Source organism: Enterobacter cloacae complex sp. 394F7 (assembly GCF_057320385.1).
Map to the genome: position 1 here is coordinate 1 of NZ_JBXWCS010000001.1, position 12428 is coordinate 12428.

Annotated in this window: 11 protein-coding genes and 2 rRNA genes; all 13 read left to right on the forward strand. The window is 53.3% G+C overall.

Annotated elements, in window-relative coordinates; all coding sequences use genetic code 11:
- Positions 1-91: ribosomal RNA gene (locus AC2FAK_RS00005) — 23S ribosomal RNA — on the forward strand; the annotation flags it as partial.
- 189 nt (positions 92-280) lie between these two features.
- A 5S ribosomal RNA gene (rrf, locus tag AC2FAK_RS00010) occupies positions 281-396 on the forward strand.
- Positions 397-873: 477 nt separating this feature from the next.
- Entirely contained in the window at positions 874-1404 is a 531-nt protein-coding gene (locus tag AC2FAK_RS00015) for a fimbrial protein (protein ID WP_013095121.1), read from the forward strand.
- Positions 1405-1623: 219 nt separating this feature from the next.
- Entirely contained in the window at positions 1624-4098 is a 2475-nt protein-coding gene (locus tag AC2FAK_RS00020) for a fimbria/pilus outer membrane usher protein (protein ID WP_095455165.1), read from the forward strand.
- A gap of 41 nt (positions 4099-4139) precedes the next feature.
- Positions 4140-4883, forward strand: a complete 744-nt coding sequence (locus AC2FAK_RS00025) for a fimbrial biogenesis chaperone (protein ID WP_094084812.1) — start codon at positions 4140-4142, stop codon at positions 4881-4883.
- An 18-nt stretch (positions 4884-4901) separates the two neighbouring features.
- A complete protein-coding gene (locus tag AC2FAK_RS00030) occupies positions 4902-5945 on the forward strand; it encodes a fimbrial protein (RefSeq protein ID WP_023622584.1) in 1044 nt (347 codons plus the stop codon).
- Positions 5946-5954: 9 nt separating this feature from the next.
- Entirely contained in the window at positions 5955-6503 is a 549-nt protein-coding gene (locus AC2FAK_RS00035; protein ID WP_048972343.1) for a fimbrial protein, read from the forward strand.
- Positions 6504-6526: 23 nt separating this feature from the next.
- Entirely contained in the window at positions 6527-7186 is a 660-nt protein-coding gene (locus tag AC2FAK_RS00040; RefSeq protein ID WP_095455164.1) for a transcriptional regulator, read from the forward strand.
- Between the two features lie 89 nt (positions 7187-7275).
- On the forward strand, positions 7276-7476 hold the full coding sequence (locus AC2FAK_RS00045; RefSeq protein WP_013095127.1) for a DUF4762 family protein: 201 nt from the start codon (positions 7276-7278) through the stop codon (positions 7474-7476).
- A 114-nt stretch (positions 7477-7590) separates the two neighbouring features.
- Positions 7591-8208: a DsbA family protein gene (locus AC2FAK_RS00050; RefSeq protein ID WP_095455170.1), complete on the forward strand. Its 618-nt coding sequence runs from the start codon at positions 7591-7593 to the stop codon at positions 8206-8208.
- Between the two features lie 4 nt (positions 8209-8212).
- Positions 8213-9169: an ABC transporter gene (locus AC2FAK_RS00055; RefSeq protein ID WP_095455163.1), complete on the forward strand. Its 957-nt coding sequence runs from the start codon at positions 8213-8215 to the stop codon at positions 9167-9169.
- A gap of 2 nt (positions 9170-9171) precedes the next feature.
- A complete protein-coding gene (locus tag AC2FAK_RS00060; RefSeq protein WP_095455162.1) occupies positions 9172-11286 on the forward strand; it encodes a peptidase domain-containing ABC transporter in 2115 nt (704 codons plus the stop codon).
- Positions 11276-12427, forward strand: a complete 1152-nt coding sequence (locus AC2FAK_RS00065; RefSeq protein WP_095455161.1) for an efflux RND transporter periplasmic adaptor subunit — start codon at positions 11276-11278, stop codon at positions 12425-12427. The genes AC2FAK_RS00060 and AC2FAK_RS00065 overlap by 11 nt, the downstream gene beginning before the upstream one ends.
- Position 12428 lies beyond the last annotated feature (1 nt).

Genomic DNA, 12428 nt, shown 5'->3' on the forward strand with positions numbered 1-12428 from the left:
ACGTTGAAGACGACGACGTTGATAGGTCGGGTGTGTAAGCGCAGCGATGCGTTGAGCTAACCGATACTAATGAACCGTGAGGCTTAACCTTACAACGCCGAAGATGTTTTGGCGAAGAGAGACAGATTTTCAGCTTTGATTCAGAGTCCGAAGGATTTTGCGCTGAGACAAGGCGGCAAGCGAAGGAAAGGAAGGAGCATACTGAGGTATGTGACTGACTTTACGAGAGCAGCCAACGCAGTATCAGCCCAAAAGACACAGGACAGAGCACAGGAATTTGCCTGGCGGCTTTAGCGCGGTGGTCCCACCTGACCCCATGCCGAACTCAGAAGTGAAACGCCGTAGCGCCGATGGTAGTGTGGGGTCTCCCCATGTGAGAGTAGGGAACTGCCAGGCATCAAATAAGAAGAACCCCGTACCGTAAGGTGCGGGGTTTTTTGCTTTTGTTTTCTCCCTCTCCCTGCGGGTGACTGCATCCGACAGCACAGTTTCTCCCCATGATTAAACAAATTCACATTTCCCTCTACGAAATTTCTTAATTTCCCATTTTTTTATATATTTATATATGTGGTAAAAGCATCATAAATTTCAGATTATTCATACCACTCTGCGAGATATAAAACCCTGTTTTTTGAGCCTTACGAGTTAATAATGCGTATCTATCCCACATTAAATGTATTGCTTTGTGATGAAATTGTGATTTGGTAGCATTTGAATTAGTTCGAAGAAACGATGGGAATTAATATTAGGCGAGTTTCATTATTCGCATATCGTTTTAAGAACTAAACCAAGAGTTAATTTCACTCGCGTATATCATTTGTGTAGCGTGACGACTCTTTATTTCTCAGGATATTGGTAAAAACAGGATATTTTATGAAACTGAATAAAGTTGCTATGGCTGTTGCTTTGACCGCAGCTCTGAGTTCAATGTCTGCATTCGCTGATACGACGAATGGCCAGATTGAATTCCAGGGCGAACTGGTGAATACCGCATGTGGTCTGGCGCCAGGCTCAAGCCCGGTAAGCGTTGATTTCGGCCAAATTCCAGTTTCTGCACTGGCTAATGGTGCGCGCGCCGGAAACGTACATCAGAACATTGAACTGCAGCACTGTGACACCACCGTTGCACAAACAGCTGAGGTAACGTACTCCCCAACCAGCGTAAACCCAACGGATGCGTCTCTGGCTGCCTTCACTTCTGGTACTGCGTCGGGTGCCGGTATTGGCCTGCGTGACAGCGCCAGCCAGGACGTCGTCTGGGGTAACGCAACCACGCCTGTTCAGTTGGTTGATGGCACCAACACCATTCCGTTCGTGGCATATGTGAAAGCAGAAAGCGCAAGTGCGACCGTAACGGCGGGTTCCTTCCAGTCAACGGTTAACTTCGAGATTGCTTATCAGTAATCCGCAGAGCATCGTCAGTGCGGGAATTATCCCGCACTGTTAAAGAACGAAAATAAAATGGATTTTTAATGCTGCTTTATTTCACTGTCATCGCGATGGAACGATTTACGCGAAAGTCATGACGGCATTTCTCCATATTTTAATTGTAGGCATTAACAAAATAATTATAACGCGGTGGAACGCTGGACGCTTTTAATGGATTTGTTCAGGACGGGGATCATGTCAGTAAAATTAAAAACGAATCTTACAATTATTGCTCTCCTGGTGATGAATTGCTGCTATGCAGCAACGGCGCGCGGAGAAGAGCGCGTTGAGTTTAATACTGATGTTCTGGATGCTTCAGATCGTACCCGTATTGATCTGTCACGTTTTGCGACAGATAACTATGTCACACCTGGTGATTATCTGCTGGATATCCATATTAACGGCCAGTCGGTAGGCCAGGAGAAAATCCGTTATGTGGAATCGCCTGAAGGCAATCGTACGCTGCCGTGTATCAGCGGCGACCTGCTGAACAAACTGGCGCTGAAAGAAGACGCACGTTCACAGATCGCTCAAATCTATGAAAACTGCTATTCCCTGCAGCGTTTGTCGGGCGCGAAATTAAGCAACTATGCCGGCGTGCTTGATATCACCGTGCCGCAGGCATGGATGAAGTACAACGATCCTGACTGGACGCCGCCTGAACGTTGGGATGAAGGTATTGCTGGCCTGATTTTTGACTACAGCATTAACGGGCAGCTGACTCGTCAGTTCAGCGACAATAAAAACTACAGCGCGATATCAGGTTACGGTCAGGCGGGAGCCAACATCGGCGGCTGGCGCATACGCGGTGAATATCAGACCAGCTACTACAGCCAGCACCATCAATCCAGTTTTGACTGGAACCAGATCTACGCCTACCGGCCTTTGCCGATGATGGCGGCAAAACTGACGCTGGGGGAGATTTACCTGAACTCGCAGGTTTTCGATACGCTGCGATTTACCGGGATTAACCTCGCCAGCGATGAGCGGATGCTGCCGCCTGCGCTGCAGGGCTATGCGCCTGAAATCCACGGTATTGCTCGCTCGAATGCCAAAGTGACCGTCAGTCAGAGCGGGCGCGTCATCTATGAAACTACCGTCCCCGCCGGACCGTTCAATATTCAGGATTTACGCAGTTCAGTGCGCGGTACGCTCGATGTACGCGTTGAGGAGCAGGATGGCTCGGTATCGCTGTTCCAGGTGAATACCGCCAGCATTCCGTATCTCACGCGTCCGGGCTATGTTCGTTACAACCTCTCTGGTGGCACGCCGTCCCGCTATAACCACTCGCTAAAGGGACCGACGTTCCTGTCTGGCGATTTCTCCTGGGGGATCAGCAACGCGTGGTCGCTGTACGGTGGCCTGCAGTCATCGGGTGAAGCCTACACTGCAGCCTCTCTGGGTATAGGTCGCGATCTGAACGCGTTAGGGGCGATCTCTCTGGATGCCACAGAGTCGTGGAGCCGTGAGCCTGACGGCAAACGCCTGAAAGGTACCTCATATAAGTTGAGCTACGCAAAAACCTTCGACGAATACAACAGCTCAATCACGTTCGCGGGGTACCGCTTCTCACAGGAAGACTTCCGCACGATGGCGCAATACCTTGATGAGCGTTATCAGGGTTATGACCATGTCGGACGCGAGAAACAGCTCTACACCATTACCGGGAGTAAAACCTTCTGGGCCGGTGAGGCGGGTAAAGCGACGACCGTCTTTCTTACCTGGACCCACCAAAACTACTGGAATCAGCGCAGCCAGGATCGATACGGCATGTCCGTGGGGCGAGCCTTCCGCGTTGGCGATATCAACGGCATCACCGCCAATCTTTCTGCTTACCGTACCGATTATAAAGGGCGTAAGGACGACTCAATCTCCCTCTCGCTGTCTGTGCCGATTGGGGATAACAAATGGGCGGGTCTGGACGTCCAGACCAACAACGGTAAAACCAGTCCAATGGCGTCATACACCGACAACAGCGACTTCAACAATCTGTGGCGCGTTCGCGCGGGTGCCAGTCAGAACAGTAACGCCAGCGTTGACGGCTATTACCTGCACCGTTCGCAGTGGGCGGAAATTAATACCAACGCAAGCTACCAGCAAAATGAGTTTATGGCGTTAAGCACCACTCTGCGCGGCGGCTTTACGGCGACCCGGCACGGTGCGGCGATGCATAACAGTGGCGCAACAATGAACACGGCGCGGGTCATGGTCGATACCAACGGCATTGGCGGCGTCCCACTCAATGGTGAAAAGTCCCGGACTAACCGCTTCGGTATTGCCGTTGTACCGGATGTAGTGAGTTACAACAGCTTTGATACCCGCGTAGATGTCGACGCCATGGATGGCGATATCGAACCGGCCAGAGCCATCAGTACCAGCACCCTGACTGAAGGGGCCATCGGCTATCAGGCTTTTGGGATGGCGAAAGGGATGAAAATGATGGGCACGTTGCGCCTCGTTGATAACAGCGTCCCTCCTTTTGGGGCAGAAATTTACAACACCGATGGCGTAAGCGTCGCCATGGTGCTGGAGGACGGAAAGGCATGGCTTGCGGGCATAAACGCCAATGAAACCCTGAATGTCATGTGGGGGGGCAAACAGCAGTGCAAAGTAACCGTCCCGCCTGGAGAGAACAACGGACGTTCGGACATGCTTCTGCCGTGCCGTTAATCCTTTAGTAAGCATTATCTCACTGTAATGAAAGGCTAAAAATGAGCAAGAACAGACATAGCAGATATCTTACGGCGGCGTGTGCGCTGAGCCTGGTGGCGGGCTACGCGCAGGCAGGCGTCTCCCTGGATCGGACGCGCATCATCATTACGGAGAAAGAGTCTTCGTCCAGCGCCAATTTGTCCAATACCAGCCCGGATATCCCCTTCCTGGCCCAGTCGTGGGTGGAGGATGAAAAGGGCAATAAGATCGCCTCTCCGCTGATTGTACTCCCGCCGTTACAGCGAATTAATGGGGGGCAGAAAGGGATCGCGCGGGTCACTAAAACGGCTGGTATCGAAAAACTGCCGAAGGACAGAGAGAGCCTGTTCTACCTCAACGTCAGGGAAATTCCGCCAAAACCGGAAAAACCCAACACGCTGCAACTGGCAATGCAATCACGCATCAAGTTGTTTTATCGCCCTGAAGCGGTGATCCCGAAGACAAAGGGGGAAGTTTGGCAGGATCGGGTGGTGTTCCAGAAAAGCGGCAGCGAAATGACCGTGCAGAATCCTACGCCTTACTACGTGACGATCCTCAGCCTGACCAAAGGAGACGGGGTGAAGATCACCCGTTTCCCGGGGATCATGGTTGCGCCTAAATCGAGCCAGACGTTTGCGGTAACGGACGCCGGTGTCAGTCAGTTTTCTATGAAGTTTGTGAATGACTATGGCGGGCATCCGGAACTGAAATTCCGTTGTGATGGCAATACCTGTAAGGCGTTACCCCCTGCCCAGCAGGGTTAACAAGGAAGGAGCCTGACAATGCAACATCCTTATCCTTATGCCGCTCTTCTGGCGATGTGTGCGCTCGGATTTTCCGGGGCGGCACGATCTGTGGTGGACGGTGAAATTAAGGCGGTAAATGGCACCTATGAATACCTGATCAACATTAACAATCATGATATTACCAGCAATCAGGTCGGTGCTGTCGTTATCGACGAATTTGATCTGGCAGGGATGTTTCAGGGCCGCGCGTACTGCGCGCAGCCGATGATAAGCCAGCCGGTCTATTACACGTCGCAGGCAACGTTAACCCAATCAGGAATGACGGCGGGTTACCTCAAGCTGAATGACTACATGGACGTCAAAATCGAGATCTACATCGGCGGTAATCTACAGCAGTACAAAACCGTACCCTTTGATAACGTCTCCAATAACGTCAATCAGAACTACTGCAACCCCCCCAGCACCATACTGGACAACCAGTTTGCCTCCGGTGCGAAGGGGAAAGTGACCTTTATGATCACCAAGCCCATTATCAATGGGGTCAACTTGCAGGGGTCAGAAATCGCAACACTTTATGGACGACTGGGGCCGGGGGCAATGGGCCAAACGCCACTGTCGCGCGTCACCATCGCTTCAGGCGTCATCACCGTACCGGATAAATGCATCGTGAATCAGGGGACGCCCATCGTCGTTGACTTCGGCAACATTCCGGGGACGGGCAGTCGGCTGGATGGCATCAATTACAGTCAAAACGTACCGATTCACGTCAAGTGCCAGGGCGGCAGTTTTTCCCAGGGAGAGCTGAATATCAAGCTGGGGATCCAGCAAGCTAATCCAGCATTCAGTGACGGTAAATACCTGAGTACGCAGGGAGCCGTCGACCGGTCTGAACTGGGGATCGCGCTGCGTGATAGCAAGGGTAATCCTGTGGTGCCAAACACGTTCTATAACGTGCCGGGATTTTCCCACAACGAAGGTGACTGGAACCTGATCGCCGCGCCGGTGGCCAAAAACACTACCTCGGTTATTCCCGAAGGCGAGTTCCATGCGTCGGCGACGGTTGTGGCTGAATTCCAGTAAGGAGGGAATATGCATCGCATGATAATCATCCTCACCTGTTATCTCACGGTCTTCGCTGCGGCACCCGCCTGGGCGCGGGGAGAGTTGATCGGTGGCGATCTTAGCTTTAAAGGCGTCGTCATGGCTTACCCGTGCAGTATTGCGCCAGAGTCGGGTCGGATCCTGGTGGATTTTGGTGAGATATCAACAAAGTCATTGTATATAAACGGAAAAACGACACCGGTTCCGTTCGCGATTAAATTGCAGGACTGTAATCCGAACGTCTTTAACGCGGTGACGGTAACATTCAGCGGCATCGCCAACGCCAATATGGCGGACCGGCTGGCCATCAACGCAACAGCGCCGGGTAATGCAGGCGGGGTAGGGATTGGATTGCTGGAGGAGGATGATACTCCCGTGCGCCTGAATGTCGCCACCCGTCCCACTCTCATCAACGACACCCTGTTACGGCTAAGCTTCCAGGCTTTTGTTGAAGCGGAACCCGATGCCGTGGCAAGCGGAACGTTAACTACCGGGCCATTTACCGCCACTGCACATTATACGTTGGATTATCAGTAGCGGCGTTAACCGGGAGCTGCGACATGAGATATCAGTTCTTTCTTTACGATAAAAATATTTTTTATTCGCAAGGAATTAAAATGGTTATTACCAGTTTACTCGCAGAACAAGCGGACGTTTTATATTCCTTAACGGATGATTACGATCAGCTCTTTGTTCAATTACAGCGTCAGGTTAATGACGAGGGTTGCATGTGGATCCTCTGTGATTTAGACAGCCTGCCGCGAGAGCGGCTTCACACGCTGCAATTAATGAAAGAGTTCTATCAGCAGGAAAATAAAAACCTGATTATTCTCTTAAGCAAACATAATATGCCTCTTTTTTTTGCGCTGTATTCGCTTTTGCCCACCGCGCACTGGTTGCTCAAAACTGAAAATATGGAGAGCATCACGCCTTTTTTTCAGCGTCTGTTGGATAAAACACGTCAGGGATGTTGCTTTAGTGCATCGCTGGTCAACTATACGAAAAAAAAACTTTATGACCGGAGCGTGGATCCCACGATTTCCGGGAGTGAGTGGTGGTTGATGGAAGAGCTATTTAAGGGGAAATCCCTGTCGCAAATATCAGACGAAGTAAACGTCGACATTCGTCGCTTGAGCTATATCAAACGCCATTTAATGAAGAGGTTGAATATCAGAAGCAATATCGCTTTATTCTCTGCGTTTCGCGGCATTATGCCCTGAATCCGTGAGCCACGTTTTCGGTAGAACACATTACCGATTTAACAGTGCAACATATTGCACGCCATTAACCCGAAGTAAGGAGAACGGAAATGAAAAAACTGACCGCATTTGAAGCCGCGAGGATTGTGGGGGGAACCTGCAAGACGTGTGAAATCACGTATCAAAACGTCACCGTTGGTGGCGTCACCTCCTGTAAGCAGATCACAACCTGTACAGATAAGCATGGCTGTACGACCACAATGAGAGATGCTGATTCCAGCAAATGCGGTGGGATCCCTAACCGCTATTAACATCGACACTGCCTGGGGGCTGAACACCCTCAGGCTCTTATTTTCCACTGAGAGAATACGATAGTGACTACCTGTACGCGCAAATCCGCGATCGGTTATTCGATCTTTCTGATTATGGTTTCCGTTTTGATTACGGTACTTTGTTACCATATTTTTGTTTTTAAAACTTTTACGAGAGATGATTCGCAGACGCAGGCATTTCGCGAGGTCAGCCCCGACATCCAGGCGAACAGTCCGATTAAAAATGAGCGCAGTATTATCGAAGTCATGTCTTATGGTTGTCATTATTGTGCGGCAAACGAAGAGAACCTCGCGGAATTTAGCCGTACTCTGCCGCCAGACAGCACATTTACCTCTATTCATATTGCTGACGAGGATAATGGTCTTGCAGCCTATGCACCGCTTTTTGCGACGCTGGAAGCGATGGGGATAGAAAAGCAGATTCGCGACAGTGCGTATAACGCCATTATCACGCGCAACGTCGATTTGACGGATGAAAAAAAGCTGAATGGTTGGTTAGTCAAAAATAATATTGATGTCGTCAAGTTTAATACGTTCAGGCTAAGCAAGGCGGTAAAAGAACGTCTCAGCGAAATGGCGGCCATTACTGCTTACTATGATATCAACGCCACCCCGATGTTTATTATTAATAAACGCTATGTTGTTGCTCAGGATCGCGAGTTCCCGGCGTTTGCGCAGCGCATTCGGGAATTGCTCGAAGAGGATAAATAATCCCGTGGTCAGATTATTCATAATCTGGAGCGTGTTGAGTTTTAAAAACAGCACGGGAAAGATTGAAGACATTCAGCAAAGGCTTACTCAGTGCGGTGTTGTTTTTCTGAGGAAAATAGTGCGCGTCGTGCCTCTCCCTGTGACGCTGACCGTGGCGAAGGGACTGTGCGCAACGCGACTGTTCGGGCGTGCGTTTCGCTTGCGTAACGCGGTGGCGAATGAAAACGTTCGTTGCCTGACCGGGCAAAAAATCCGCCTGAACGTGGCCTGGCTGACAGTACGGCGACGCCTGCTGGAAGAGGCCGCCACCTGGGCGCAAAACCCGGCGCTGCTTCAGCAAATGCGTACTTGCGCAGCGGAACTCAATGCGGTGGTCACACCGCTGTACCAGCAAAATGCACCCTACATACTGGCACCGATCCATACGGTGTCTGACGTGCTCGCTGCCATCATTGGTGCCAGCGTCACGCCGGGGAAAGCCAGTGTGGTGGTCTCGTCCAGCGCGGAGCTTTACAGCGCTCCCGCCCGTGCATTCGGCGGCGTAGCACTTGACTACTGTTCAATCCACCAGGAAAACAAAACGCTTGCCAGCAACCTGATGGATCTCATCACCGATGTCGCCGCCGGGCAGCGGAACATGATTATTTTCCCCGATATCACGCCCGACTATACCTCGCAGGCTGAAGGGATGCTGGTGGCGAAACAGCCATGTCGTTTATTTGGTCGCAGCGCCAGGTTGCACGGTGGTCTGGTGCGTCTTTCCGGGGCGATAGCTGCGCAGGTCGTGTTTTATCACCTGAGCTATGACAACCGCCTGCGTATTCACATTCATCCGCCGGTGAGCAGCCAGCATGTCGCCAGCGCGCTGCCCGACATCATTGAATCTACCCTGCGAGCGTCCCCGCAGGAGTGGCTCCTGTGGCACAGCCATTCTCTCTACTTTATTAATCACTCACGATAACAATGAAAAACACGATCCCGAATCTGATCTTTCAGGAAGAGACCAACGAGTGCGGACTGGCGTGTGTAGCAATGCTGGCACAAACGCAGGGACAGACGATCTCACTGGAAACGCTGCGCGATATTTTTCCAGCCTCCGACCACGGTACGTCGCTGGACACGCTGATGGCCATTCTGGCGCGGTTGGGCATTGCGACGGCCCCTGTGCTGTTTGAGCATCACGAACTCAGTGAACTCCCGCTGCCAGCCATTTTGCACTACGGCGCGAGCCACTATGTCCTGCTGGCCTGGCGTAAAGGCAACCACGTCTGCGTGATGAACCCGGCGATTGGCGAGCAGTGGCTGCCTTTTGCCGCGCTTAAGCAGGAGATCAGCGGCTATGCCCTGATACTGGAGCCAGAGCAGAGGCTCGCTGCAGATCCCGCGCTGGCGCGACCGACAGTGGGACAGAGCATGCCTCGGGTGATGAGCATGCAGGAGACGGCAGATGTGCCGGGCATATATCGGCTGATGCTGTTGACCTTCATGGTGTCGTTAACACTGTTTCTGATGCCCACGATGGTGAGTAGTGCCATCAATAAGGCTTTCTCCAGCGTTGAGAGCAGCGGCTTCCCGTACGGCTGGTTTATTCTGGCCTTTGTGGTCTCTTCGCTGATGGCGCTGGGGGTTCGGGCGATCGCCGAGCGCTACATTAAACGCTTTGTGCTGATCCACAGCGGTGTCGGCTTTTCTCGCCTGCTTCAAAACCCCCTCCGTTTTTTTGAAAAACGCGCGCCGGGGGAGATCTTCAGCCGCTTCACGGCCTGGCAGATGGGCCTGCTGCAGAAGATCGAACTGGATAATGGTCTGCGTTCCGATTGGGTGATCGGTGCGATCGCGCTGGCGATCATGTTCTGGATCGCGCCCATCCTGGCGGCGATCTCCGCCATCGGCGTGACGGTGATGGGGATTATCAGCGTCTGGGCCGTGATCCGCGATCGCTGGTTTACCCAGCAGCTACAGCTGAAAAGCGCTGCGCTGAATGATTTTTTCATGGAGACCCTTCAGGGCATATTGACTGTCAAAACCGCCGGGCTGGAAGGGCAGCGTCAGGCGCAGTTTGCCGCCTTAAGCCGCGAACTCTACACATGCCTACAGCGCCAGAAGGTCTATCAACAGGTGAAAGAAGGGCTCTATCAGCTATGCGGCAGCCTGGAGATGGTGGCGTTTATGCTGGTGGTACTGCCGATGGTCCACGGCAAGCAGATCTCGCTGGGCGATTTTTTTGCCTACAGCTTCCTGCGGCAAATCTTCACGTCCTACGTCACGCGGATCTTCTACGCCATCATCCAGAAAACGCAGCTGCACGTGATCGACACCCGCGCACATGCCCTCTTTGCTCCAGGAGGAGAACGCGCGCCCGCGCCGCTGATCGCGGTACCGACAGCGGATACAACGCATGCTTTGGCCTTTGAGGCGCTTGGCTACGGGTATGACCCCGCTGTGCCCGTCCTTTCATCCGTCTCATTATCGCTGCCGGCGGGTGAGCAGATCGCGATAGTCGGCGAGTCGGGGGCCGGTAAAAGTACCTTACTTCGGCTGATCGCCGGGCTGTTTTCGCCTCAGGCAGGAGGATGTTATGCCGCCGGTCGCGCGCTGCCTGCCGCGCATCTGGCGCAGTATGTCTATTTGCAAAGCCAGGAGGACATTCTTTTTAACGCCTCGGTGCGTGAAAACATCACCTTATTCGACGCGCACTACCGCGAGCGTGACCGCGGACGGGTTGAGGCCCTGCTTGATGCTCTCGCGCTGGGTGACGTGGTGCATGCATTGCCGGGTGGGCTGGATGCTCTGATCCGCGAAAGCCACGCGGCGCTCTCTCTCGGCCAGCGTCAGCGCCTGCTGCTGGCCCGCGCGCTGTACAGCTCACGTCCGGTGTTATTGCTCGATGAGCCGACGGCCAATCTTGACGACGAAACCGCGGCAATCGTCATGGCAACGGTTCACGCCCACTGCCGCAGGGCCGGTAAGTCGTTGATTGTTGTCACGCATAGCGAGCAGGTTTTATCGGGCTTTCAGCAGGTTTACCACCTGGTTGACGGCAGGCTCAGCCTGCGGGAAGGGAGCGATGAAGCATAAATCTCGCTGGGTGATGCTGGGCTGCGGTCTGGCGTTTGCCGCCGCGATGGCGGGCGTCTGGGTGTCTATGGCCTCGCCCTCACCGCATACGCGTTTACCCGTGGACACTGTCGGCACCGGCGACATCGAAAAGGTGGTGCTGGTGACGGGGATCCTGAAGCCGGCGGTACAGGTTAACGTCGGTGCGCAGGTCAACGGACAGCTGCGGAAATTGTATGTTCGCCAGGGAGAGCGCGTGAAGATAGGGCAACTGCTGGCAGAAATCGACCCGACGTTACAGGAATCGGAACTCAGGAATACAAAGGCGCAGCTTGCCAGCGCCCGAGCGCAAAAGCGCTCTGCGCAGGCAATGTTGCTGCGTTACCGCCAGGAGCTGGACCGACAGCGCCTGATGCAGCGCGACGGCTCGGGGGTGCGCAGTGAGTTTGAGCAGGCCAGATCGCAATACGCTGTGCAGGTGCAGCAGATAGCGGTGAGCGAGGCGCAGATTGCACAGGCTGAAATGGCGGTGAAAACGGCGCAGGCCAACCTCAGCTATACCCGCATTGTCGCGCCGGTCGACGGCGAGGTGCTGGGTATTGTGACCCGTGAAGGTCAGACCATCGTTTCTTCGCAAACGGCGCCGACCATCCTGGTGTTGGCGGATCTCGATACGATGCAGGTGCAAACGCGTATTTCAGAAGCGGACGTCCAAAAAATTCATCCCGGCCAGCCGCTCAGTTTTTATGTCATCGCCAATCCGGATAAACGCTACGCCAGTACCATGGGCTATGTGCAGCCTGCGCCGCAGGACGCGATGGAGGCGTCCGGTGAGAGAGGTATGGGCGGGAACGCGCAGGCGATGGCAGTCTACTACACCGGTACGTTCGAAGTGCCTAACGCCGGGCGTGAGCTCAAAACATCCATGACGGCACAGGTATTTATTCAGATCGCCAGGGCCAGCAATGTCCTGCGTGTTCCGGTTGCCGCACTGGGCCAGGCGCTGGATGCCGATCGTTACACCATCACCACCGTTAAAGATGGAAATACGCAGTCCCGCACGATCCGCATTGGCATTCAAGATCGGCAGTACGCCGAAGTGCTGGAAGGGCTGCAGGCGGGCGAACAGGTGGTTCTGGCGCAAGAGACGGAGCGAGGATAGC